Source organism: Kitasatospora terrestris, assembly GCF_039542905.1.
Taxonomy (GTDB): domain Bacteria; phylum Actinomycetota; class Actinomycetes; order Streptomycetales; family Streptomycetaceae; genus Kitasatospora; species Kitasatospora terrestris.
The window spans coordinates 7,547,059-7,570,006 of the sequence record NZ_BAABIS010000001.1; the positions used below are offsets into that span (position 1 = coordinate 7,547,059).

A 22,948-nucleotide genomic window follows, 5' to 3' on the forward strand; every position below is an offset into this window, starting at 1 on the left:
GGCCCGCCCCAGGGCCGTCCGTCCCTCGGCGGACGCCACCGGTCCCGTGCTCGGCGCCCCGAGGGTCCCGGGCCGGTCGGCCCGCCGCAGGCCGCTCGGCCGGGCGTCGACCCCGGCCACCGCGTGCGGACACCCGCCCCGGCGAACGGACGGACGGCCCGTACGGCAGCTGCCGGGCAGGACCAGTGGCCCGGGAACAGGGTCCGGCCAGTCCCTTTGACGCCCCGACGACCGCCGGGAGAGTGAGGGTGCGCGGCCTGCGGCGATCCGAACCCCGGGCCCATCACCGAGGAGCTTCCTGATGTCACGTCACATCCTGGCCGGGGTCGACGGCACACCGCAGAGCGAGGCCGCCGCCTTCTGGGCCGCCGAGGAGGCCGAGCGGCGCGGCACCGCGCTGCTGATCGTCCACGTCTGGCCCTGGCTCGGCACCGGCGACGTCGACGCGTTCTGGCCCGGAGACCTGCGGCCCGCGGCGCTGCGGGCCCTGACCGACATCGAGCGGCGGATCCGCGACGCCCGCCCCGGCCTGGCCGTGGAGACCGCCCTGGTGGGCGACGACCCGGCCGACGGCCTGGTCTCCGTCGCGCGCGGCCACGAGCTCCTGGTCCTGGGCTCCCGCGGACTCAGCGGCTTCGCCGGCCTCCTGGTCGGCTCGGTCGGACTCTCGGTGGCCGCGCGCGCCGACGTTCCGGTGGTCATGGTCCGGGCCGCGAAGCCCGCCGGGGCCGAGGAGGCCGGGCACGGCGAGCCCGAGGTCGTCGTCGGGCTGGACCTCCGCCACCCCGCCGAGGAGGTCCTGGACCTGGCCTTCGAAGAGGCCGAACTGCGGGGCGCCCGCCTGCGGGCCGTCCACGGCTGGGACCTGGTGCCGGCCTGGTCGGCCACCGGCTGGATGGCGCCCCAGGTGGACACGGCCGAGCAGGAGGCGAGCCGGAAGGCCGCGCTGGCCGAGGCGCTGGCCCCTTGGCGGGCCAAGTACCCCGACACCGCGGTGGTCGAGGAGGTCCGGCTCGGCGGAGCGGCCCAGGCCGTCCTCACCCACAGCGCGGGAGCCGCCCTGGTGGTCGTCGGCCGCCGCGACCGGCCGCTCGGGCTCGGTGCCAGGCTCGGATCGGTCGCCCACGCCGTACTCCACCATGCGCAGGCCGCGGTGGCCGTGGTGTCCCACGCCTGACACCGCCGCCGCCCGAACGAGCGCCCGAGACGCCGTCACCGCCCGGACGGCCGCCCGGGCACCGGCGAAGGAACTCCCCGGCCACCCCCAGCACCCACCGCGGGCCCAGGTGGAACCCGTGTGGTCCGGCCGGGCCGGCCGCAGGCAGGGCTGAGCCCCGCCCACCGGACTGTCGTCCGCGCCCAGGTCCGGCATGCCCCCGGGGCGGCCGGCCCAGACCGGCCCAGGTCAGCCCAGTGGCGCCGACCAGACCAGCCGGGTGCCGCCGTCCGGCGCGGCCGCCAACTCCAGCGTGCCCCCCGCGCTCTCGGCGCGTTCCGCGAGATTGCGCAGACCGCTGCGCCGGCCCTGCTCCGGGATGCCCACGCCGTCGTCCTGCACCGTCAGGACGACGCGGCTCCCGGTGGCCTGCAGCGCCACCTCGACCTGGCGGGCCCGCGCATGCCGGGCCGCGTTGCTGAGTGCCTCACCCAGCACCGCCACCACGTGATCGGCCACCTGCGCCGGCACGTCGGTGTCGAGCAGGCCCTCCATGCTCAGCCTGGGCGCGAAGCCCAGCACCGGCTGTGCCTCCTCGACCACCCGGACCACCTGGGCGCGCAGGCCCTGGGTCGTGCGCTCGTCCCGGGCGCGCAGGCCGAAGATCGTCGATCGGATGATCTTGATGGTCTCGTCCAGGTCGCCGACCGCCCGCAGCACCCGGTCGGAGGCGCCGGAATGGTCGATGAAGCGGGCCGCGCTCTGCAGCGTCATCCCGGTCGCGAACAGCCGCTGGATCGCCAGGTCGTGCAGGTCGCGGGCGATCCGGTCGCGGTCCTCCAGCATGGCCAGCTGCTCGGCGTCCTTGCGTCGCTCCGCCAGCTCCAGCGCCAGCGCGGCCTGGTCCGCGAAGCCCACCAGCGGGCCGATTTCCCGCTCGGTGAAAGCGGGCTCACCCGAACGCCTGGCCAGCAGCAGCACGCTCCCCACCTGCCCGGCGGTCCGGCCGAGCGGCACCGCCACCGCCGGCCCCAGTCCGTCGAAGCGCCGGGGGCCGGCCGACAGCCTCGGATCACCGGAAAGGTCGGCCGTCGTCGCCGGCGCACCCAGGGCGCAAGCCTCACCCGACAGCGAGCCGGCCAGCGGCACCACCAGGCCCAGCCGCGCGGCCTCGTCGGCACCCAGCGCGAGCTCCACCCGCACCGTATCGGTGCCCGGCACGGGCACCGACACGTCCGCCAGCTCCGCCCCGGTGATCTCCCGGGCCCGCTGGGCGATCAGCTCCAGCACCTGCGACCGCGACCGGCCGGACAGCAACCCCCGGGTGATCTCCGCACTCGCACTCAGCCAGCGCTGCTGGCGCTGCGCCTCCTCGTACAGCCGGGCGTTGTCGATCGCCACACCGGCGGCCACCGCCAGCGTCGAGATCACCGACTCGTCATCGGCCTCGAAGTCCCCGCCGCCGCGCTTGTCGGTGAGGTACAGGTGGCCGAACACCTCGTCACGCACCCGCACGGGTACGCCGAGGAAGGTCCGCATCGGTGGATGGTTCGCCGGGAAGCCGTAGGACCCCGGGTGCGCGGACAGGTCGGACAGCCGCAGCGGCTCGGGATGCCGGATCAGCTCGCCCAGGATGCCCCGGCCCGTCGGGTACGGGCCGATCTTCGCGATCTCCTCCTCCGGCAACCCCACGGTGAGGAACTCCGACAGGGTCTCGCCGTCGGGGCCGATCACGCCGAGCGCCGCGTACTGGGCGTCCACCAGAACGGCGGCGGCTTCGACGATGCTCCGCAGCACGTGGGTCAGATCCAGTTCACGGCCCACCGACAGCACGGCCTCCAGCAGGCTGTGCACCCGGTCCCGGGTGCCCCGGGCAGCGTCGATCCTCGCCTGGAGTTCCGTCAGCAGCTCGTCCAGCCGCAGCTGCGGAATCCTCGGACGCACCTCGTTCCCGCCCAAGGGGAACCTCCCGACCTCTGTATCCGCCCTTGTGTTCGACCGCCCGATTCTCGCAGACGGGCGTTCCGGGCAGAACGGGCCGCAGGCCTGGCGGAGCCTGCCGCGATCGTGCCGCGGCGGGCCGGCCGGCCGGTGCGGGCGGCAGTGGGGCGTGGACGAGTTGCGGGTGCGTCAATCCGCGGTGAGGCGGAAGCCGGTGACCAGGTCGGGCCGGATGCGGACGACCGAGTCCATCGTGCCCTCGATCCAGGGGTGGACCTGCCGGGAGTACCGCCGGATCTCGGCCGGATCGGTGACCAGTTCGGCGAAGCCCGTGACCACGATGCTCCAGCCGAGGCGGTCGACCGGGTCGATGGCGTCTGCTTCGAAGGCGACCACCACGCCCCGGGTGTCCGGGTTCTGCGCGGCGATGGTCAGCGCGCTGCCCTCGTTGGTCCGGATCACCACTGCCCCGTCGACGACGACGTGGTTGACCGGCCTGATGGCCGGCAGCGCGCGCTGGGTGAAGACGATCCGGCCGAACGGGACGCTGCCGGCGAGGCGGAGGCACTCGGCAGGGTCGAGCGGCTCCATCCGCCGGGCCCGCCCCGGGGTGCCGGTGATCAGCTCGCTCACATCCTCGATCCTTCCGCGATACCGGGCACGGGCATTCGCACCCGTGTTCCCCAACCCTGTTCCGGCCGTCCACGGGCAGGAAGGGCCGAACGGCCCCAATGACCCGGACCGGGGGTCGTTCGGCCCTGGCCGGGGCACGGCCGGCCACCCGAGGGTGGCGGCCATGAACATCAACAGCGCAAGCTCCGGGCCGGCGAGATCGCCGGAGCACCGACCGGCCTGGGGCGGAGGCCCTGTTCGCCCGGCAGCCGGAGGCCGTGGAACCGGCTCGCACGGTCGGCCTCGCGGACCTGCCCGGACTCGTGTTGTGCGGCGCCCACTTCGACACCCGGCGTGCGGACCTACGACCATCTCTTCCGGACCCACGTCACCGGCACGGTGGCCTACTCGCAGACCCCGCCGGTCGGCGGCGACCACAACCCGGTCTGGCTCGACTGCACCGGCAAGGTCTACGACCGGCCGGTCACCGACGAGAACGCCGTCCACTCCCTGGAGCACGGCGCCGTCTGGGTCACCTACAACGGCCGGGCCACCCCGGAGGACATCCGGGCCCTGTCGGCGAAGGTCGAGGTCACGCCGTACTCCTTCATGAGCCCCTACCCCGACCAGCAGGGCACCGTCACCCTGACCGCCTGGGGCACCCAACTCGTCCTGGACAGCGCCTCCGACCCCCGGGTGGAGAGGTTCTTCACCACGTACGTCCAGGGCCCGCAGACCCAGGAGCCGGGTGCGTCGTGCGGCCCCGGCTCCATGCCGCTCACCAACGGCTGACAACGGAACGCACCGGCGGTCAGCTGCCGGGGACGTCCAGCAACTCGACGACGTCGCCGGCCGCACAGCCGCCGGATCGTCCACCAGCCGCCGGACGACGACGAGTTCGGCACCGGCGCCGCGCAGCCAGGGCGGCAGCAGCGGGCCGAGGACGTCGCGGACCCGGCCCCGTCCGGGCAGGCCCGATGCCAGCAACTCGTCGCCGAGCAGCAGCAGTTCCACGGTGGGCCGGCGGTGGACCGCAAGGCGGTCGTACCCGGCGGCCGCGGCCAGGCCCAGCACGGCCGGGGTGACGACGGTGCCTGCCGGGAGGAGCAGCTCGCCCCGGCGGCACTCCTGGCCCTGCGGCCGGATGTCGTGCCCCGGGGCCAACGGACCCGGCAGGGACGGGTGCAGGAGGCCGTCGGGAGCCATCGGCCCGCCGTGCTCGCGGCGGAGGACCGCGGTTGCGCCCGGCGGCAGTCGGGCGCCGGTGGCGACGGGCACGGCGGTGCCGTGGTCCAGCGGCCCGGGCGAGGGGCGCTGATGCTGGCCCTGGCCACCCTCGGCTTCGCGCTCAACTTCTGGGCCTGGGCGCTGCTCAGCCCGCTCGGCACGCGGTTCAAGGACGCTCTGCAGCTCGACTCCTTCCAGGTGTCGCTGCTCGTCGCCGTCCCGGTGATCGTCGGCTCCCTCGGCCGGATCCCCGTGGGTGCGCTCACCGACCGCTACGGCGGGCGCGTGATGATGCCGCTGGTGTCCGCCGCCACCGTGGTCCCGGTGCTCTACCTCGGCCTCGCCGGGCACACCTCGCTGACCGCCCTGCTGATCGGCGGCTTCTTCCTGGGTACCGGCGGCACCTCGTTCGCGGTCGGCGTGCCGTTCGTCAACGCCTGGTACCCGCCCGAGCGGCGCGGTATGGCGATCGGCGTCGTCGGCGCGGCCGGCGGCCTCGGCGGGTTCGTCCCGCCGCTGGTGATGGGTGCGCTCTACGGCGCGTACCAGACCTATGCGGCCGGGCTGGCCGCACTGACCGTCGTCGCGGCCGCCGCCCTCGCCTTCACCGCCGTCCGGGTACGGCGGGCGGCCACCGCCTGAGAACGCACGGCATGGAGGTCCCCCGGGCGGCTACGGCGCCCGGGGGGCCTCCGGCATGCTCGCGACCAGCCGGACGGTGCGGCCGGGCCCCCGCGCGGGTGGGCGGTGCGCACCGGACTGAAGGTCCCGGGACGGCCGGACCCGACGGCCCTGTTCGCGGTCCGGCCCAGGGCCGAGGGTTGGAGGCGGTCGGGGCGGCAGGCCCGCCCCCCGGACGAGAGGAGGACCGGCGATGCGACACCGGATCGTGGGAGAGCTGATGACGTCCGCCGTCGTGCACGTGGCGCCCGACACCGGATTCAAGGAGATCACCCGGCTGCTCGCCGAGAACGACATCACCTCGGTGCCGGTCCTCGACGACCAGGACCGGCCGCTCGGCCTGGTGTCCGAGGCCGACCTGATCCTCAACCAGGCCGCCCAGGAGGACCCCGCGGGGCTGCTGATCGCCCCTCACCTCCCGTCCGCCGCCCGGTCCAGGAGCCGCGCCACCACCGCCGGCGAGCTCATGACGAGCCCGGCCGTGTGCGCCCGGCCCGAGTGGACCGTCGTCGAAGCCGCCCGCCTGATGCAGCGCAAGCGGCTCAAGCGGCTCCTCGTCGTCGACGAGGCGGGACGCCTGGTGGGCATCGTCAGCCGCGCCGACCTGCTGCGCGTCTACCTGCGCCACGACCGGGCCATCCGCGAGGAGATCCGCAACGACGTCCTGCTCCACACCCTGGGGATCGCCCCGGACTCGCTGGACGTCCAAGTGGCGGACGGGCAGGTGTCGCTCGCCGGCCGGGTCGATCGCCGCAGCGTGATCCCCGTGCTGGAGCGGCTGTGCCGGAGCGTGGACGGCGTCGTCTCCGTCACCAACCGGCTCGACTACCGGACGGACGACGCCGTCCCCCTGCAGGCGGCCGGCTGACGGCGGCGCAGCCGCCCGCGCGGGTGGCCCGCTGCCGGTCGTCAGCCGCGGCCGCTCCGGCCGGACCGGCGAGCTCGGTCAGGACGTGCGGGCGGCCGGGCCGCCAGCCCAGGCCGGTGACGGCACGGCGCCCGGACACGACCTGGTCCAGGGCCAGGGCCTCGGCGAACGGGGTGCCCACGGTGGCGGCGGCCTGGTCGAGCGGCCAGCTCTCGGCCCGGCCGGTGCCACCGGCGGCGTCCTCGTCGACCGGGTGTCCCCGGTGGCGCCGAGCACCCACACGCCGCTGGTGTACACGAACGCCCGCCCCGTGCCGCGCAACCGCTCGGGCAGCGCGCCCACGGCCGCCGCGTCCACCTCGTCGCCGGTCGGCGTGGCGAGGTTCGGCACGGCGTCGATGTCGTCGGTGACGGCGGCCCGCAGTGAAGCCGGATCGGTCAGGTCACCCACGCGCGGCGCCGCGTCGGGACCGAGCCGCCCGGCGTCCTTGACGAAGTGCACCACGTGGTGGCCGTCCGCCGTCAGCCGCCGTGCCACGGCGGACCCGATGTAGCCGGTGGAACCCAGCACAAGGACCTTCCTGTCCGTTCCTCTCGAGTGTTCGACAGCAGGGGCGAGCAGACCGGGCATCACGAGGGACCGACGGCGTCCCGCAGCAGCTTCGCGGCCACCGTCGCCCCGTCGGTGCGGATCGCGGCGGCCAGCTCCCTCGCCCGTGAACGGGTGTCGGGGGTCAGAGCCTTGCCGAGCGCGGCGGACAGGGAGTCGGCGGTCGGCTCCGGACCCTCGTGCGCCGCGCCGATGCCGAGCTCGGCGACCCGGCCGGCCCAGTACGGCTGGTCCGCCATCCGGGGTACCACGACCTGGGGCGTGCCGGCCCGGGCGGCGGTCGTGGTGGTACCGGCGCCGCCGTGGTGCACGACGGCGGCGACCCGGCCGAACAGCGCCTGATGGTTGACCTCGCCGACCGGGAAGCAGTCGCCGTCCGCGTCGGTCCAGGTCAGGTCGGCCCAGCCGCGGGAGAGGAGGATGCGGTGTCCCTGGACGCGGACCGCCTCGACGGCCGCCCGGGCGACGCCCTGCGCGTCGCGGAGGGGCATGCTGCCGAAGCCCACGTACACGGGTGGTTCGCCGGAGTCCAGGAAGGCCTTCAGGTCGGCGGGGAGCGGCCGTCGGTCCGGCCGGATCCAGGCGCCGGTCTGCAGCACCTCGAGGTCCGCCGATCGCGGCCACGGGCTGAGGACCGGGTCGGCGGCCAGCCACGGACGGTCGGTGAGGACGTGGCCGCGGACGTCGGCCACCGGTGGCAGGCCGACGGTCGCCCGGTGGGTGTTGACCGCCTCGCCGAACAGTTCGTCCAGGTGCTGCGCGTTCTGCTCCCACAGCACCCGGTTGTCGGTCACGTCCGGCGGGATCGGCCGGCCCGGCCAGGCGAGCGGCGGGTGGTGCGGTGACGGCAGGTAGGACGGGAAGTACGCGACGAACCGGTAGGGGATGCCCCATTCCTCGGCCACCGACCGGGCGGCGGCGGCCGCGGGCAGCAGACCGGTGGCCACCACCGCGTCGCACCCCTCGGCCGCCGCGGCGACGGATGCGTACGTGGCGGAGACCATCCGGGCCGCGCGCTCGGACATGCTCTCCGCCGGGGGCTGCGCCGTCCCGTTCACCGCCTCGGTCGCCATCTCGCGCAGCGACGGCCCGAGCGGCACCAGGGACAGGCCGGCGCCGTCCAGCAGCTCCGCGAAGTCTGGCGGTGCGCACACCCGTACCTCCGTGTCGAGGTCCCGCAGGGCCGCGCCGAGTCCGAGCATCGGTTCGACGTCTCCGCGCGAACCGTACGCCACCAACAGCACCCGCATGTCATGGCTCCCGATGATGTCCAGGGTGTCCGTCCCCGACCGGCGGGGCGCCGGCCGAGGTCTTGCTGTAGCCGAGGGCCTCGACGATCAGGCCGTCCCGGACGAGCGCGAGGGTCACGCCGCGGACCGTATCGGCCGGGTCGTCGCCGAAGCGGCACCGCCAGCGGACCGTCGCCCGCTCCCCGGTGACGACGACGGCCTCCGGCTCGTACTGCCTGGAGGGGTCCTCGGCGAGGGCCCGGCAGTACTCCAGGCACGCGGCGCGGCCTTCGTAGCGGGCGCCGTCGGGGGCCGGCTGTTTCGCCTCCATCACGCAGTCGTCGGCGAGCACGTCGGCGAGCAGCGAGACGTCGTGGTGGAGGAAGGCGCGGTTGAAGCGGTGGACGACCTCGGCCGTGGTGCGGAACGACATGCCGCCTCGTCCCGGGCCGTCAGGCCGGACCGGCGATCGCGTGTTCCGCGGCGCGGCTGACGTCTTCCCAGCGTGCCCAGGTGTCCGCCCGGGTGCGGGCGATGTCGAAGGCGAGGTCGTAGACCATGCTGCCCAGGAGGAGGCGCAGCGGCGGCTCGTCGCTGTCGACCAGCGTGAGCAGCGCGGCCGCGGCGAGCTTCGGATCGCTGTCGACCGACCCTTCGGCGAACTGCCGGGCCAGCTCCTCGCGGAGCGGACCGTACGCCTCCAGCGGGCTGGTGCTGCGCATCGCGGTGTACAGGTCGGTCCAGTAGCCGCCGGGCTGAAGGATGCTCACCTTGACGCCGAAGCCGGCTGCCTCCTGGGCGAGGGCCTCACTGAGGCCTTCCAGGGCGAACTTGCTGGCGCTGTAGAGCCCGGTGCTGGGGAAGCCGCCCAGCGCGGCGATGCTGGAGACCTGCACGAGGTGGCCGGAGCGCTGTCCGCGCAGCACGGGCATGACGGCCTGGCTCACCCAGAGCGCGCCGAAGAAGTTGACGTCCAGCTGGGCGCGGGCCTCGGCCTCGGTGAACTCCTCGACCATGCCCATCGAGAGCATTCCGGCGTTGTTGACGACGACGTCGAGCCGCCCGAAGCGGCCGACCGCCTCGGCGACGGCGGCGAACACGGCGGCCCGGTCGGTCACGTCCAGGGTCAGCGGCAGGACCCGGCCGGGGTGGGCGCTCGCCAGCTCGTGCAGTGCCGGCGCGGTGCGCGCGGCGGCCACGACGCGGTCACCGGCCGTCAGGGCGGCCTCGGCGAAGGCGCGGCCGAGACCGCGGCTCGCACCGGTGATGAACCAGACGCGGCTGGTGGGTTCGGTGTCGACGATCGTCATGGCACTCCGCTCCGGCAGGGGTTCGGTCTGCTGGCGATCTTTCAGTGGGTCGTCCCCGCCATCAACGCCCAAGATCAGTAGGATCCGATAAATCAGGCTTATGACGGGGGGTCCGGGGGCGCATGGAGTTACGTGAGATCGAGATATTCCTGACCCTGGCGGAGGAACTGCACTTCGGCCGGGCGGCCGCCCGGCTGCACCTCACCCAGGCGCGCGTCAGCCAGGTGATCGCCCGTCAGGAGCGGCAGATCGGCGGTCTGCTGTTCGACCGCTCCAACCGCCGCCAGGTCCGCCTGACTCCGCTCGGCCGCCAGCTGTGTGCCGATCTGCGGCCGGTCCACGCGCACTTGCGGGACAGTCTCGAACGTGCCCGGCTGGCCGCCCGCGGCAAGGCCGTACGCCTTCGGGTCGGCATGATGCCCTTCAACGTGCCCGACCTGCACCACTACTGGGAAGCGTTCCGCTCCCAGCACCCCGAGTGCGAGCTGCAGATCCGCAGGGCGCCGTACGTCGAACCGTTCGAGCGGCTCCGCGACGGCGACATGGACGTCTTCGTCGCCTGGCTACCGGTCGACGAGCCGGATCTCACCGTCGGCCCGGTCCTCTTCCACGACCCGCGCGTGCTGGCCGTCGCCGCGGACCACGAACTCGCCGGCCGACCGGAGATCCCGGTCGAGGCGCTGGGCGACTTCGGCCACGCCATGCCCCCCGGGATGCCCGACGGGTGGGAGGACGGCTACCTGTCGTTCCACACGCCCCGGGGCAAGGCGATCGAACGCATCGAATCGGCCACCGACGCCGACGAGCTGATCAACCTCGTCATCACCGGCGAGATCGTCCACCCCTTCCCGTCCCACGTCACCCGCTACTGGTCCATGTCGCACGTGAAGTTCGTCCCCATGCCGGAGATGGGGACGATTCCGTACGCCCTGGTGTGGCGCCGCGACGACGAGAACGAACTCGTCCGGGCCCTCGCCCGGACCGTCCGCACCATCGGCGCGCTGCACTTCTGAGCCGTCCGCCGAGGACCGGCCGCACCCCGGCCGGCCCTCGGCGGGGGCGGGGTCAGGCGTCCGCGCGGCGGGGGAGCTTCCAGCCGGGGCGGGGGAAGTGGCAGGTGTACCCGTTGGGGAACTTCTGCAGGTAGTCCTGGTGCTCCGGCTCGGCCTCCCAGAAGTCGCCGGCCGGGGTGACCTCGGTGACGACCTTGCCCGGCCACAGGCCCGAGGCGTCGACGTCGGCGATGGTGTCCTCGGCGACCCGCTTCTGCTCGTCGCTGAGGTAGAAGATCCCCGAGCGGTAGCTGGCCCCGATGTCGTTGCCCTGGCGGTCCCTGGTCGACGGGTCGTGGATCTGGAAGAAGAACTCCAGCAGGGCCCGGAAGTCCGTCCGGGCCGGGTCGTAGAGCACCTCGATGGCCTCGGCGTGGTTGCCGTGGTTGCGGTAGGTGGCGTTCGGGACCTCGCCGCCGGTGTAGCCCACGCGGGTGGAGACCACCCCGGGCTGGCGGCGGAAGAGCTCCTCCATGCCCCAGAAACAGCCTCCGGCAAGGACGGCCTTCTCGGTCGCCATGGTCTTCTCCTCAGTGGTGGACTTCGGCTTGCGCTGCTACTGAGCAACTTACGGGGCCCTCGTATTCCTGCGCACCGTTGAGCGGCGGCCCGGTCACGGCAGGACGGGCAGGGAGACCAGGCCGCGCATCAGGCGGGTGTGGCGCCACTGCAGGTCCTCGGCGGGGACGGCGAGGCGGAGCGCGGGGAAGCGGGTGACGAGGGCGCGGAGGGCGACGGTGCCCTCGGCGCGGGCCAGGGGTGCGCCGAGGCAGCGGTGGATGCCGTGGCCGAAGGCGAGGTGCCCGGTGGGGTCGCGGTCGAGGTCGAGGCGGTCCGGCTCGGGGAAGCGGGTGGGGTCGCGGTTGGCGGCGCCCGGCGCGATGAGGACGGGCGATCCGGCGGGGATCCCGGTGCCGCCCAGGGTGATGTCCTCGGTCGCGAACCGGAAGGTGGCCGTGCTGACGGGGGAGTCCAGCCGGAGCAGTTCGTCGACGGCCGCTCCGACCAGGTCGGGGTTCTCGCGCAGGCGGCGAAGGGCCTCCGGGGCCCGGAGCAGGGCCAGGAGTCCGTTGCCGATCAGATGGGTGGTGGTCTCGTGCCCGGCGACGAGGAGGAGCACCGCGAGGGAGACCAGCTCGTCCTCACCGAGGCGGTCGCCGCCGTCGCGGACCCGGACCAGCTCGGTGAGCAGGCTGTCGTCGGGGCTGCGGCGCTTGGCCGCGACGAGGTCGGCGAAGTAGTCGGCGAGGGCGTGGGAGGCGGCGTCGATCCGGTCGGGACGGCCGGCCGCGAAGAGCTCGTCCGACCAGGTGCGGACCGCCGCGCGGTCGGCCTCGGGGACGCCCAGCAGCCGGCAGACGACGGTGACGGGCAGCGGGACGGCGAGGCTCGCGACGGCGTCGGTCCGGTCGCCGGGCACCCAGGCGTCGAGCAGCTCGTCCGTCACGCTCTCGATGTACGGGTGCAGCCGGGCGACGGCCCCGGAGGTGAACGACTTCGCCACCAGGCCGCGCAGCCGGGTGTGCTGCGGCGGGTCGGTCGCCAGCATGCTCCGGGAGACGGCCGGGTGCAGGTTGCGCCCGGTGTCCCGGCCGGCGAAGAAGCGCGCGGTGTCCTTCGACAGCCGCGGGTCGGCGAATGCCTCCCGGGCTTCGGCGTATCCGGTGACGAGGTAGCTCGACCGGCCTCCGCCGCCGGGTACCCGCTGGACCGGCGAGGCGCTGCGGAGTGCCGCGAAGGCGGGGTACGGGTTCCGGAAGAACCCCGGATCCTGGAGTGGGTTGCTCACGCCCCGAGCGTAGCCAGCGGTCGTTGCCCCGTCCGGAGGGACGGCGCGCGTGGCGCGCGGCCGCCGGGACCGTGCGGTGTGACAATCGGCTGGTGCTCAGCAGCCTCCGCGATCGCCTCCTCCCTGATCATCAGCGGCGCTCCCTGGAGGAGTTGGAGGAGGACCTGGACCTGTCGGCGGGGGACCGGCGCTCGAAACAGTCGGCGTTCTGGACGATGCTGGTCCTGGCGGCGGTGATCGCGGCCGCCGGGGTGCTGACGGACTCCACGGCCACCGTGATCGGCGCGATGATCATCGCGCCGCTGTCGACGCCGATCATGGGGATCGCGCTCGGCGCGGTGCAGCGCCGCAAGTCGACGGCGGCCCTGTTCGTGACCGGCGGCGGCCTGCTGGTGGTGGCGATCGGCGCGCTGGCCTCGCTGGTGGTGCCCGCCTCCTACGACCTGCTGTCGGACAGTCAGATCTCCAGCCGCACCTCGCCGGGCCTGCTGGACCTGGTGGCCGCGCTCGCCACGGGCCTCGCCGGGGCCGTGGCCCTCTCCCGCCGGGACGTCGCGGCGGTCCTGCCCGGGGTGGCGATCGCGATCTCGCTGGTGCCGCCGCTGGTGGTGACCGGCGTCTGTGCCGGGCAGGGGGCCTGGTGGCTGGCCCTGGGCTCGTTCGTGCTCTTCGTGTCCAACCTGGTGGCCATGGTGGCGGCCGGCATCGCGGTGTTCGGCGGCCTGGGGTACGCGACGGCGGGCCGGCAGCGCGAGGCGGGTCCGGTGCGCCGTACCTACGTGGCGCTCGGCCTGGTGTTCGCCGCGGTCGGCCTGGTGCTGGCGGCGAACACCGCGGGCGCCTTGCTGGTCCAGCTGTGGACGACGCGGGCCACGAACGCGACGGCCGACTGGCTGGCGGACTCGCCCGGGGCCTCCGTGGTCAACGTCCAGGCGCACTCGCGCACCCTGTACGTCCAGGTCCGGGCGCCCGCGGATCTGCCGCCGGTCGAGTCGCTGCTGGCCGCGCTCCAGGGGCAGATCCCGGACGGCGTGCCGGTGGTGGTCACCACCACCGAGGGCCGCCAGATCCAGGCCGGGCGGGTCGGCGACTGAGCGGGGCGCCCCTCGACGGACTGTCAGCCGCGCGGCGGCCGGGAGGTGAGGGGGCGTCCGGCGAGGGCCGCGCCGCCGGCGACGTGCAGGTCGCCGTCGTGGACGAGGACGTGCGAGGGCTCCTCGCTGAAGAGTCCGTCGAACTCCAGCTCCGGGCCGGCCAGGAACGGGAAGCGTTCGACCGCCTCGTCCCAGGGGAGGGCCGTCCAGGCGGTCGTCAGTCGGTCGAACAGCACGTCGCACCCCCCGGGTCCACGGTCGTGGGACGGAAGCGTAGCGCCCGGTGCCGGGCGGGGGCCGAGGACCCCCGCCCGGGGTGGTGCAGGTCAGCTGACGGTGCGGCAGACCGTTCCGTTGAGGCGGAAGACCGTCGGGGTCGGGTTGGCGCCGTTGTTGGCGCCGACGAAGCCGAAGCTCGCGGTGTTGCCGCCGTTCGGCGCGAGGCGCGCGTTGGAGTCGCCGTTGGTGACGCGGACGTGCCGGCCGTCCTCGTGGACGACGGCGTTCCACCAGGAGGCGGCGGACTGCCCGGTGGAGGGCCAGTCGAAGTCGAGCGTCCAGCCGTTGATGTCGGCCGGGCCGAGGTTGCTCACCGCGACGTCGGCGACGAAGCCGTTGCCCCAGCCGGTGGTGACCCGGTAGGTGACGGCGCAGGTGCTGTCGCTCGGCGTGCCGGTGGTGAAGGTCAGCGGCTCGGAGGGGCGGGAGAGGCGCCCGGCCTGGTCCCGGGCCAGGACGTTGACGGTGTGCCGGGAGCCCGGCGGCAGGTTGTGGAGGGTGGCGGTGGTGCCGGTGGACGAGCCGAGCAGCTGGAGGGTGGTGCCGAGCTGCTCGTAGACCTCGTAGCGGTCGACCGCGCCGGTGGCGGCGGGCCAGCTGAGGGCGACGGTGTTGGCGTCCACCGAGGTGGTCCGCGGGGTGCCGGGGGTGCCGACGGTGGCGGCGGAGGAGCCGGTGCCGCTCTTCGGGTGCAGGGTCAGCACGGTGAGGGAGTACGGGGCCAGGGTCACCGAGGCGGCGGTGGCGGTGCCGGTGGCGTCCACCAGGCCGTCGTCGCCGGGCGCCCACCGCTGGACGGCGGGGGCGGCGGGGCCGGCGGTGAAGCCCAGGTACTGCAGGTCGACGGTGTGCTGGGCCGAGGAGTTCTTGTTGAGCAGCAGGACGCCGAGGTCGCCGTTGGCGCGGAGCACCGCGTGCGAGGAGACGTCCGAGCCGGAGGAGCCCGAGGCGACCATGGTGTCGCCCGGGTCGCCGAGCGCGCCGAGCGCCTTGATGCCGTGGTAGGGCGCGAACGGGGTGTTCACCGCCGGTTCGCAGACGCTGCCGGTGCAACTGCCGTTCGACAGCATGCCCATGTCGCCGTAGTCGGTCTCGCCGCCCACGGTGGTGATGGCGCCGGCGCCGTTGTGGGTGTCCCACCAGTCCACGGTGAAGACGCCGTTCTCCAGCGCGGTGCTCATGGCCTCGGCGGCGAACAGGCCGTTGGGGCGGGTGGTGAAGGCGCCGCCGCCGGAGTTGGAGTTCACCTCGGTCATCGCGATGCCGATGCGGGCGGAGTCGGCGCCCGCGTACCGGTCCAGCAGGTCGCGCACCTCGCGGAGCTCGCCGGGCAGTTGTCGCACGGCGGCCAGCGACTGGTCGCCGGTGCTGGTGTTGGGGTACCAGTGGACGCTGACGAAGTCGACGTCGTGGGCGACGGCGGCGAGCACGGTGTGGTTCCAGTCGCCGGTGCCGCCGGCGGCGACGATGCCGTCCGGCCAGTTGCCGGGCATGGTGAGCACCGCGCCGATCTTCACGGTCGGGTCGACGGCCTTCATCGCGGCGGCGTACGCCTTGACCTCGCGGGCGTACTGGTCGGGCGACTTGTCGGCGTGGGTGTCGTTCTCCCAGCCGCTGCCGTAGACGCCGTTGCCGTAGATCTCGTTGCCGATCTCCCAGTACTTCGCCCCGTAGCCCTTGGTGAGGTTGGCGTAGCGGACCCAGTCGGCGGCCTCCTGGGCGGTGCCGGAGCCGTAGTTGGCGATCAGGATCGGCTGGGCGCCGGTGGCCCTGACGGTCCCCATGAAGGCGCCGAAGCCGGTGCCCGGGGCGACGTAGCCGCCGGGCGCGGTGTTGTCGACCCAGTGGTAGATGTCGGAGTAGGAGCCGCCCGGGTAGCGCAGCGCGCCGATCCCGGCGGCCCGGTAGAGGGTGGCCACCTCGGGGTCGTTCATGGCCGAGTCCCAGATGGCGGTGTTGGCGCCGAGCGCGGCGGGGCCGACGGTGCCCAGGCCGGCCCCGGCGTTGACCGTGACCGTGGTGTCGCCGGTGGCGGCCGGGTCGGCCGGGTCGGCCGCGGCGGGGGTGGACAGCGGCAGGGCGGCGGCCGCCAGTGCCAGGGCGACCGAGGCGGTGACGGTGAGGGGGCGGCGGAGCCGGTCCGATCTCCTGCGGAACAGCATGGGTGTTCCTCCCGGGTGGGGGACGCCGACCCGGGGCCAGGCCCCGGAGCCGGTCGGTGGACGGAGGACGGCGCGGCGCGGGTGCGCCGCGTCCGGCCGTCGACGACGCGTGCGACGGATGGGGCGTGGGAGCGCTCCCATCATGGGAGGGCGTGTCGGGCATGTCAATTGCCCCGACGGTCGAGCATAGTCAGCTAGACTACTTATGTCGTGCACTTGAGTATTGCGCGCGGCCTCGCTATACATACTCGGTATGCAACATGATTCGTTGATCCTTGAGGGCGTCAGTCGGGTGCACGGCAGCGGTGCGGCCGAGGTGTACGCATTGCGCGAGGTGGATCTCGCGGTGCGCGCGGGGGAGTTCGTGGCGGTGATGGGCCCGTCCGGGTCCGGCAAGTCCACGCTGCTGGCGCTGGCCGGGGGGCTGGACCGGCCGACCGGCGGCCGGGTGCTGGTCGAGGGCACGCCGCTGGACGGACTGAGCCGCGGCCGGCTGGCCGATGTGCGCCGCCGCTCGGTCGGGTACGTGTTCCAGAGCTACAACCTGATCCCGGCGCTGACCGCCGCCGAGAACATCGCGCTGCCGCGGGAGCTGGACGGCTGCTCCGCCCGCACGGCCCGGCGCGAGGCGCTGGCCGCGCTGGAGGAGCTGGGCATCGGCGAGCTCGCCGAGCGCTTCCCCGACGCCCTGTCGGGCGGCCAGCAGCAGCGGGTCGCGATCGCCCGCGCGCTGATCGGAGAACGCCGCCTGGTGCTGGCGGACGAGCCGACCGGTGCGCTGGACTCCGCCACCGGCGAGGCGGTCCTCGGCGTGCTGCGGGCCCGCTGCGACGCGGGGGCGGCGGTGGTGATGGTCACGCACGATGCGGCGCACGCGGCCTGGGCGGACCGGGTGGTCTTCCTGCGCGACGGCCGGATCGTCGACCAGGCGGTGCAGCGGCGGACCGCCGACCGGTCCCCGCACGCGCAGGCCGGGGCGGCCCGGTGAGCGCCGGGTCGTGGCGGGTGGCGCTACGGATCGCCCGCCGGGACGCGTGGCGGGCGCGCGGCCGCAGCGCGCTGGTGGCGGCGATGGTCGCGCTGCCGGTGCTGGGCGTGGCCGGCGCGGACGTGGTGCACCGCAGCGGACAGCTGACCGCGGCCGAGCGCTCGGACCGGCTGATGGGCCGGGCCGACGCGCTGATCGGGGCCTACGCCCCGGGGCGGACGGTCGAGCAGGCGGTCTTCCCCGACGACGGGGTGCGCACCCTGCCGCAGCCGGCCGGCGCCGTGCCGAGTGCCGAGCAGCGCCGCGCGATGGAGACCGAACCGGTCGCGCTGCTGGGCGGGTTGCTGCCGGCGGGCAGCTGGTTGGTGCCGGCCCGCAGCGGGCCGGTGGCGGGGGTGCGGACCCCGGACGGGCTGATGCCGGTCGAGACCTTCGAGGCGGACCTGACCCGGCCCCTGTGGCAGGGGCGGCTGGACCTGGTGGCCGGCCGCGCACCCACCGCCCCGCGCGAGGCCGCCGCCACCCGGGAGTTCCTGGCGGAGACCGGGCTGCGGCTGGGGGACACGGTGACCGTCCAGGGCCTGGAGTCCGCGCCGTTCACCCTGACCGGGACGGTGGAGCACCCCGGTGACCTGCGCAAGGTCGAACTGGTTGCCCGTCCGGGCCAGTTGTACGGGCAGTTGGACGGCGTCCAGGCCGCCGCGGGCCTCGCGCCGCTCGGCACGCAGGCGGACGAGGCCGCCGCCCGCAAGGCCGCCTGGCTGGTCCAGCTGCCCGCCGGTGCCACGCTCGACTGGGACCGGGTACGGGAGTTGAACCGCTACGGCTACACGCTGGCCGCCCGGCAGGTGGCGCAGAACCCGCCCGCCGCGGCGATGGACCGGCAGGAGGCGATCGGCGCCGCGGACCAGCGCGAGCGCACCGCGATGGCGGCCGCGACCACCGCGGCCCTGGCGCTGCTGGAGGTGACCCTGCTGGCCGGCCCGGCGTTCGCGATCGGCGCCCGGCAGGCCAGGCGCCGGCTCGCCCTGCTCGGCGCCGCGGGCGGCCGGCCCGGGCACGTCCGCGCGGTGGTGCTGGGCGGCGGCCTGGTACTGGGCGCCGTCGGGGCCGGGCTCGGCACGGCGGCCGGCTGCGGCCTGGTGGCACTGCTGCGGCCCTGGATCGAAGGGCTCGGCGGCAGCCGGTTCGGGCACCTGGCGCTGCGTCCGCTCGACCTGGCGCTGATCGCCGCGACCGGCGTCGCGACCGCGCTGCTGGCGGCCCTGGTGCCCGCCGTCCAGGCCGGACGGCGCGAGGTGCTGGCCGGACTGAACGGCCGCGACACCGTCCGCCCGCCCGGCCGCTGGGTGCCGCTGCTCGGGCTGCTGACCGTCGCCGCCGGGGCGGGCCTCGCCCTGTACGGCGCGGTCGCCGGGCAGGCCGGCGGGGAGCCGGTGCTCGCCGGGCTCTCCCCGCGCACCCTGTCGGTGCTGGCCGGGGCGGTCACCGCCGAACTCGGGCTGCTGCTGCTCACCCCGTCGCTGCTGGCCCTGTGCGGCCGGCTCGCCGGCCGGCTGCCGCTGGGCCCCAGGCTCGCGCTGCGCGACACCGCCCGGCACCGCTCCCGGACCGCTCCCGCGGTGGCCGCCGTGCTCGCCGCGGTGGCCGGGGCCGTCGCGGTCGGCGTGCACACCACCGGCTCGCAGGTCCAGGACCGGGCCGCCTACCGGCTCCAGCGGCCGCTCGACGCCGTCCAGTTGGAGATCCACGGCGACACGGCGGCGCTGCCCCGACTGCGCACCGCGCTCGCCCAGGACCTGCCCGCCCTCGGCGAACGCGCCGACCTCTACCAGGCGGAGTACCTCTTCTGCGAGGGCTGCCGGGCCACCGTGTACGCGGACGGCGGCCAGCGCTACGGACAGACCGTCAGCAGCCCGCTGACGGTCGGCGACGCGGCCGTCCTGCACAACCTGCTGGCGCTGCGCGACCCGGCCGCCGAGGCCGCGCTCGCCGCCGGGAAGGCGGTCGTCACCGACCCCGGCTACCTGCACGACGGACGGGTGCTGCTGCGGATGCAGGGCGCGAACGGCGCGGTGCGGGAGGAGAGCGTGGAGGGCGTGCTGGTCGAACGGCCGGCCGACCGGCGCTACGCGCCCCTGGTGATCGGCGCCCAGGCGGTCCGCCGGATGGGGCTGGCGGTCGAGCCGGTCGGCTCGATCTGGCTCCCGTCGAGCCCGACCCCGGAGAAGGCCGAACGGCGGGCCGCCGCCACGGTCTCCCGCCTCGCCCCGTACGCCACCCTGGAGGTGGAGCGCGGCTATCGGCCGACCACCGGCCTGACCGGGGTGGCGCTGAGCGGCTTCGCCGCCCTGGTGGTGCTGGGCGCCGCGGTGGTGGCCACCGCGCTGGCCGCCGCCGACGCCCGCCGCGACCGGGCGGTGCTCAGCGCGATCGGCGCCCGGCCGCGCACCCGGCGCACCCTGGCCGGACTGCAGGCCGGTCTGATCGCGCTGCTCGGCGCGGTGCTCGGCACGGTCAGCGGAGCCGTCCCGGCCTTCGCCCTGCTGCGCTCGCGGGCCGCCGGGCAGCCGGGCTCGCCGTCGGTCCAGCTGTCCGACGCGCCGTGGCCGACCATCGCCCTGCTGGTCCTGGTGCTCCCGCTGCTGGCCGGCCTGCTGGGCGCGGCCCGACGGGAGCGCGGCGGGCACCGCTACCGGTGAGCGGGCGGTGCGAGGTGGTGGAGGCGGTGGGGGCCGTGGGCGTGAGGTGGCCCGGATAGGACGTCCGGCGGTATATGTAGTCCCATGACCGAACGTGCCATGCAGGAGTCCACCCTGCTGCTGCTCACCGCCCTGGCCGACGCCCCCCGGCACGGATACGCGCTGATCGGCGAGGTCGACGCGATCTCCGGGGGGCGGGTGCGGATGCGCACCGGCACGCTCTACGGGGCCCTCGACCGGCTGCTCCAGCAAGAGCTGATCGAGATCGCCGCCGAGGAGGTGGTCGACGGACGGGCCCGCCGCACCTACGCCCTCACCGCCGCCGGGCGCGACGTCCTGGCCGTCGAGGCCGAACGGCTGCGCACCGTCGCCGCCGAGGCGCAGCGCCGCCTCGGCACCGCGGCGGTCCGCCCGCGCGGGGCCGGCGCGTGACCGCTCGCACGGCGGCGCTGCGCACCGCCCTCGCGCTCTACCCCGCCGGCTACCGCCGCGAGCGCGGCGCCGAACTCGCCGAGGTGTTCACCGACACCACGGCCGGCGCCGGGGCGCTGGCCTGCGCCCGGGAGGCGTTCGACCTCGCCGCGTACGGCCTGCGGCTGCGCACCGGCGTGGCCGCCACCGCCGTCGGCGGGCGGCTGCTGGCCGCCGCCGCACCGCTGCTGGCCGGCGCGCTGGCGGGGCTGGTGGCCCTGCCCGGCCTCGCCGACCCGCGCACCCGCGAGGTGCGGGTCGCCGCCCGGGCGGGTCTCGCCGCGCCCTGGACCGAACTGCCCGGCCACCTCGCCGTGCTCGGCCTGACCGTGGTCCCCGTCCTGCTGGCCGCGGCGGCCGCGCTCGGCGCCTGGCGGGCGGTCCGGACGCTCGCCCTCGGGACGGCCCTGCTCGGCACGGTGCGGATCGGCCTGCTGGCCGCCGGCGCGCCGGACGGCTGGCAGCTGATGTACGGCGCCACCGCCCTGCTGCCGTACCTGCTCGGCGGCGTGCTGCTGACCGCCGCCCCGCCCGACCTGCTGGAGCGGCCGGACCGGCGCTCCCGGCTGCTGGTGCTCGCCGGCCTGGCGGCCGGCTTCGCGCTGACGCGGGCCCAGGGCGGCTACGGCACGCGGTACCTGATGGACGGCTGGTGGCCGCTCGCACTGCTGGTGCTGCCGGCGCTGCTGGCGGCCGTGTGCACGGCCCGTGGCCGGCTGCGCGCCGCCGCCGCCGGGGTCGCGGTGCTGCCGCTGACCGCCTCCTTCAGCCTGTTCAGCCTGTGGGAGCAGGTCGGCGGGGTGTCGGGCCTGCTGCCCGGCTAGGCCGTCACGCCCCGGGACGCACCGTACGGGCGCCGCGAAGCGCGCCCGCCCCGGGCGGATTTCGGCGCCGCCACGCGACTCGCGGGCCTGGCGGCGGGTGGCTGACCCTCGCTCAATTGGTCCATACCCCTTGCAATGGTCCAGACCTATTGACGAGACTTGCCGCCCCTTCCTACGATCCGGTCCGGCACACCCCCACATGTCCCCACCTCACCCAGAGCCGGGCGTCACGCCCCCACGCGTCGGTCATGCCCATGACGCTCGGCGGGAAGGGAGCACAGCATGTTCCGCGCATCGCAGGTGAACCGGATCAGCCATGCCGAGAACCGACCAGTGGCGCTGAGGCGTTCGCTGGCCGGAGTCAGCGCCGCCGCCGTCATCGCCGCGGGCCTCGCCGTCACCGGTTCGGTCACGGCCGGCGCCGCCGTCCCCAACCTCGTGGCCAACGCCGGCTTCGAGGACGGGCTCTCCGGCTGGACCTGCACCGGCGGTTCCGGCGCGGTCGTCGGCAGCCCGGTGCACGGCGGCACCTCCGCCCTGAAGGCGACCCCGTCCGGCCAGGACTCCGCGCAGTGCAGCCAGACCATCAGCGTGCAGCCCAACTCCCAGTACACGCTCAGCGCCTACGTGCAGGGCAGCTACGTCTACCTGGGCGCCACCGGCACCGGCGTCAACGCCTCCACCTGGACGCCGGGCAACGCCTCGTACGGGCAGCTCAGCGTCGCCTTCACCACCGGGGCGAGCACCACCTCGGTGACCGTCTTCGTGCACGGCTGGTACGGCCAGCCCGCGTACTACGCGGACGACCTCTCGCTCACCGGCCCCGGCGGCAGCAGCCCCTCGCCGAGCACCAGCACCAGCGCGAGCCCGTCCACCAGCGCGAGCCCGTCGACCAGCGCCTCGCCGAGCACCAGCACCAGTGCCAGCCCGTCCAGCAGCACCTCGACCAGCCCCTCGCCGAGCGGTACGGGCAGCGAGACCTGTGCCACCAAGCCCAAGCCGGCCGGCAAGGTCCTCCAGGGCTACTGGGAGAACTGGGACGGCGCCTCCAACGGCGTTCACCCGGGCATGGGCTGGGTGCCCATCACGGACAGCCGGATCGCCGCGCACGGCTACAACGTCATCAACGCCGCGTTCCCGGTGATCCTCTCCGACGGCACCGTCCTGTGGCAGGACGGCATGGACGCCGGCGTCAAGGTCTCCACCCCCGCCGAGATGTGCCAGGCCAAGGCGGCCGGTGCCACGCTGCTGATGTCGATCGGCGGCGCCACCGCGGGCATCGACCTGAGCTCCAGCGCCGTCGCCGACAAGTTCGTGGCGACCGTCGTCCCGATCCTGAAGAAGTACAACTTCGACGGCATCGACATCGACATCGAGACCGGCCTGTCCGGCAGCGGCAGCATCGGCACGCTGTCCGCCTCGCAGTCCAACCTGATCCGCATCATCGACGGCGTCCTCGCGCAGATGCCGGCCGGCTTCGGCCTCACCATGGCGCCGGAGACCGCGTACGTCACCGGCGGCAGCGTCACCTATGGCTCGATCTGGGGCGCGTACCTGCCGATCATCAAGAAGTACGTCGACAACGGCCGCCTGTGGTGGCTGAACATGCAGTACTACAACGGCAGCATGTACGGCTGCTCGGGCGACTCGTACCAGGCCGGCACCGTGCAGGGCTTCACCGCCCAGACCACCTGCCTCAACAACGGCCTGACCATCCAGGGCACCACCATCAAGGTGCCGTACGACAAGCAGGTGCCCGGCCTGCCGGCCCAGCCCGGTGCGGGCGGCGGCTACATGGCGCCGAGCCTGGTCAGCCAGGCGTACAGCTCCTACAGCGGCCAGCTGAAGGGCCTGATGACCTGGTCGATCAACTGGGACGGCTCCAAGGGCTGGACCTTCGGCGACAACGTGAAGTCCCTCCAGGGCCGTTGATCGCAGGCGATGACCGCTGGAC

20 protein-coding genes and 2 pseudogenes are annotated in these 22,948 nt (G+C 74.7%); 11 read left to right on the top strand and 11 right to left on the bottom strand.

Translation table 11 applies throughout. From position 1 onward, the window contains the following. Positions 1 to 301 precede the first annotated feature (301 nt). Positions 302 to 1,177 (top strand): universal stress protein, encoded by an 876-nt coding sequence (locus ABEB06_RS34580; RefSeq protein ID WP_345700875.1) that lies wholly within the window; start codon positions 302 to 304, stop codon positions 1,175 to 1,177. Positions 1,178 to 1,405: 228 nt separating this feature from the next. On the opposite strand, the gene ABEB06_RS34585 is transcribed toward ABEB06_RS34580, so the two are convergent. Both ABEB06_RS34585 and ABEB06_RS34590 read right to left on the bottom strand, forming a co-directional pair. After that, complete coding sequence (locus ABEB06_RS34585; protein ID WP_345700876.1) at positions 1,406 to 3,115, bottom strand: GAF domain-containing sensor histidine kinase; 1,710 nt, start codon at positions 3,113 to 3,115, stop codon at positions 1,406 to 1,408. A gap of 171 nt (positions 3,116 to 3,286) precedes the next feature. Next, positions 3,287 to 3,688: a pyridoxamine 5'-phosphate oxidase family protein gene (locus tag ABEB06_RS34590; protein ID WP_345702086.1), complete on the bottom strand. Its 402-nt coding sequence runs from the start codon at positions 3,686 to 3,688 to the stop codon at positions 3,287 to 3,289. Between the two features lie 375 nt (positions 3,689 to 4,063). Between ABEB06_RS34590 and ABEB06_RS34595 the strand changes: the two genes are divergently transcribed. After that, positions 4,064 to 4,501 (top strand): thioredoxin-like domain-containing protein, encoded by a 438-nt coding sequence (locus ABEB06_RS34595; protein WP_425559731.1) that lies wholly within the window; start codon positions 4,064 to 4,066, stop codon positions 4,499 to 4,501. 42 nt (positions 4,502 to 4,543) lie between these two features. Here the strand turns inward: ABEB06_RS34595 and ABEB06_RS34600 are convergent. Then, a pseudogene (locus ABEB06_RS34600) lies at positions 4,544 to 5,005 on the bottom strand (molybdopterin molybdotransferase MoeA); the annotation flags it as partial. Between the two features lie 21 nt (positions 5,006 to 5,026). Between ABEB06_RS34600 and ABEB06_RS34605 the strand changes: the two are divergent. Both ABEB06_RS34605 and ABEB06_RS34610 read left to right on the top strand, forming a co-directional pair. Continuing rightward, positions 5,027 to 5,536 (top strand): annotated as a pseudogene (locus tag ABEB06_RS34605) (MFS transporter); the annotation flags it as partial. A gap of 274 nt (positions 5,537 to 5,810) precedes the next feature. Further along, on the top strand, positions 5,811 to 6,485 hold the full coding sequence (locus ABEB06_RS34610; protein ID WP_345700877.1) for a CBS domain-containing protein: 675 nt from the start codon (positions 5,811 to 5,813) through the stop codon (positions 6,483 to 6,485). A gap of 78 nt (positions 6,486 to 6,563) precedes the next feature. Here the strand turns inward: ABEB06_RS34610 and ABEB06_RS34615 are convergent, their stop codons facing one another. From ABEB06_RS34615 to ABEB06_RS34630, 4 genes are read right to left on the bottom strand one after another with little or no spacing between them, the layout of a single operon-like run. Further along, positions 6,564 to 7,055, bottom strand: coding sequence for an NAD-dependent epimerase/dehydratase family protein (locus ABEB06_RS34615; protein WP_345700878.1), 492 nt, complete (start codon positions 7,053 to 7,055; stop codon positions 6,564 to 6,566). A gap of 59 nt (positions 7,056 to 7,114) precedes the next feature. After that, positions 7,115 to 8,344, bottom strand: a complete 1,230-nt coding sequence (locus ABEB06_RS34620; RefSeq protein WP_345700879.1) for a glycosyltransferase — start codon at positions 8,342 to 8,344, stop codon at positions 7,115 to 7,117. Between the two features lies 1 nt (position 8,345). Then, a complete protein-coding gene (locus ABEB06_RS34625) occupies positions 8,346 to 8,756 on the bottom strand; it encodes a nuclear transport factor 2 family protein (protein ID WP_345700880.1) in 411 nt (136 codons plus the stop codon). Positions 8,757 to 8,775: 19 nt separating this feature from the next. Further along, positions 8,776 to 9,633: an SDR family NAD(P)-dependent oxidoreductase gene (locus ABEB06_RS34630; protein WP_345700881.1), complete on the bottom strand. Its 858-nt coding sequence runs from the start codon at positions 9,631 to 9,633 to the stop codon at positions 8,776 to 8,778. Positions 9,634 to 9,755: 122 nt separating this feature from the next. Here ABEB06_RS34630 and ABEB06_RS34635 point away from each other — a divergent pair, with 122 nt between their 5' ends. After that, positions 9,756 to 10,646, top strand: coding sequence for a LysR family transcriptional regulator (locus tag ABEB06_RS34635; RefSeq protein ID WP_345700882.1), 891 nt, complete (start codon positions 9,756 to 9,758; stop codon positions 10,644 to 10,646). 52 nt (positions 10,647 to 10,698) lie between these two features. Here the strand turns inward: ABEB06_RS34635 and msrA are convergent, their stop codons facing one another. Then, positions 10,699 to 11,205 carry a peptide-methionine (S)-S-oxide reductase MsrA gene (msrA, locus tag ABEB06_RS34640; RefSeq protein ID WP_345700883.1) on the bottom strand — a complete coding sequence of 169 codons (507 nt, stop codon included), beginning with the start codon at positions 11,203 to 11,205 and terminating at the stop codon, positions 10,699 to 10,701. Positions 11,206 to 11,298: 93 nt separating this feature from the next. Then, positions 11,299 to 12,474: a cytochrome P450 family protein gene (locus ABEB06_RS34645; RefSeq protein ID WP_345700884.1), complete on the bottom strand. Its 1,176-nt coding sequence runs from the start codon at positions 12,472 to 12,474 to the stop codon at positions 11,299 to 11,301. A 92-nt stretch (positions 12,475 to 12,566) separates the two neighbouring features. Here ABEB06_RS34645 and ABEB06_RS34650 point away from each other — a divergent pair, with 92 nt between their 5' ends. Next, positions 12,567 to 13,568: a DUF389 domain-containing protein gene (locus tag ABEB06_RS34650; protein WP_345700885.1), complete on the top strand. Its 1,002-nt coding sequence runs from the start codon at positions 12,567 to 12,569 to the stop codon at positions 13,566 to 13,568. A gap of 23 nt (positions 13,569 to 13,591) precedes the next feature. On the opposite strand, the gene ABEB06_RS34655 is transcribed toward ABEB06_RS34650, so the two are convergent. Together ABEB06_RS34655 and ABEB06_RS34660 are read right to left on the bottom strand one after the other, a co-directional pair. Next, positions 13,592 to 13,804 carry a hypothetical protein gene (locus tag ABEB06_RS34655; RefSeq protein WP_345700886.1) on the bottom strand — a complete coding sequence of 71 codons (213 nt, stop codon included), beginning with the start codon at positions 13,802 to 13,804 and terminating at the stop codon, positions 13,592 to 13,594. A 90-nt stretch (positions 13,805 to 13,894) separates the two neighbouring features. Next, the gene (locus tag ABEB06_RS34660) at positions 13,895 to 16,009 is read right to left on the bottom strand and encodes a cellulose binding domain-containing protein (protein WP_345700887.1); all 2,115 of its coding nucleotides are present in this window, start codon (positions 16,007 to 16,009) and stop codon (positions 13,895 to 13,897) included. Between the two features lie 253 nt (positions 16,010 to 16,262). Here ABEB06_RS34660 and ABEB06_RS34665 point away from each other — a divergent pair, with 253 nt between their 5' ends. The 5 genes from ABEB06_RS34665 to ABEB06_RS39455 all read left to right on the top strand — a co-directional run bounded on the left by ABEB06_RS34665 (position 16,263) and on the right by ABEB06_RS39455 (position 22,926). Beyond that, positions 16,263 to 16,997: an ABC transporter ATP-binding protein gene (locus tag ABEB06_RS34665; RefSeq protein ID WP_345700888.1), complete on the top strand. Its 735-nt coding sequence runs from the start codon at positions 16,263 to 16,265 to the stop codon at positions 16,995 to 16,997. 17 nt (positions 16,998 to 17,014) lie between these two features. Continuing rightward, the gene (locus ABEB06_RS34670) at positions 17,015 to 19,699 is read left to right on the top strand and encodes an FtsX-like permease family protein (RefSeq protein ID WP_345700889.1); all 2,685 of its coding nucleotides are present in this window, start codon (positions 17,015 to 17,017) and stop codon (positions 19,697 to 19,699) included. A gap of 84 nt (positions 19,700 to 19,783) precedes the next feature. Next, positions 19,784 to 20,131, top strand: a complete 348-nt coding sequence (locus ABEB06_RS34675; protein ID WP_345700890.1) for a PadR family transcriptional regulator — start codon at positions 19,784 to 19,786, stop codon at positions 20,129 to 20,131. Next, positions 20,128 to 20,994, top strand: coding sequence for a hypothetical protein (locus tag ABEB06_RS34680; RefSeq protein ID WP_345700891.1), 867 nt, complete (start codon positions 20,128 to 20,130; stop codon positions 20,992 to 20,994). Before ABEB06_RS34675 ends, ABEB06_RS34680 begins: the two co-directional genes overlap by 4 nt. Positions 20,995 to 21,276: 282 nt before the next feature. Continuing rightward, on the top strand, positions 21,277 to 22,926 hold the full coding sequence (locus tag ABEB06_RS39455) for a carbohydrate binding domain-containing protein (RefSeq protein WP_425559732.1): 1,650 nt from the start codon (positions 21,277 to 21,279) through the stop codon (positions 22,924 to 22,926). Positions 22,927 to 22,948: the final 22 nt, after the last annotated feature.

Excerpts from the sequence above, each read along its gene's own strand:
- msrA (WP_345700883.1), bottom strand. The coding sequence starts at position 11,205 with ATGGCGACCGAGAAGGCCGTCCTTGCCGGAGGCTGTTTCTGGGGCATG.
- ABEB06_RS34635 (WP_345700882.1), top strand. The coding sequence starts at position 9,756 with ATGGAGTTACGTGAGATCGAGATATTCCTGACCCTGGCGGAGGAACTG.
- ABEB06_RS34675 (WP_345700890.1), top strand. The coding sequence starts at position 19,784 with ATGACCGAACGTGCCATGCAGGAGTCCACCCTGCTGCTGCTCACCGCC.
- ABEB06_RS34625 (WP_345700880.1), bottom strand. The coding sequence starts at position 8,756 with ATGTCGTTCCGCACCACGGCCGAGGTCGTCCACCGCTTCAACCGCGCC.
- ABEB06_RS39455 (WP_425559732.1), top strand. The coding sequence starts at position 21,277 with ATGTTCCGCGCATCGCAGGTGAACCGGATCAGCCATGCCGAGAACCGA.
- ABEB06_RS34630 (WP_345700881.1), bottom strand. The coding sequence starts at position 9,633 with ATGACGATCGTCGACACCGAACCCACCAGCCGCGTCTGGTTCATCACC.
- ABEB06_RS34590 (WP_345702086.1), bottom strand. The coding sequence starts at position 3,688 with ATGGAGCCGCTCGACCCTGCCGAGTGCCTCCGCCTCGCCGGCAGCGTC.
- ABEB06_RS34610 (WP_345700877.1), top strand. The coding sequence starts at position 5,811 with ATGCGACACCGGATCGTGGGAGAGCTGATGACGTCCGCCGTCGTGCAC.
- ABEB06_RS34660 (WP_345700887.1), bottom strand. The coding sequence starts at position 16,009 with ATGCTGTTCCGCAGGAGATCGGACCGGCTCCGCCGCCCCCTCACCGTC.
- ABEB06_RS34580 (WP_345700875.1), top strand. The coding sequence starts at position 302 with ATGTCACGTCACATCCTGGCCGGGGTCGACGGCACACCGCAGAGCGAG.
- ABEB06_RS34620 (WP_345700879.1), bottom strand. The coding sequence starts at position 8,344 with ATGCGGGTGCTGTTGGTGGCGTACGGTTCGCGCGGAGACGTCGAACCG.
- ABEB06_RS34665 (WP_345700888.1), top strand. The coding sequence starts at position 16,263 with ATGCAACATGATTCGTTGATCCTTGAGGGCGTCAGTCGGGTGCACGGC.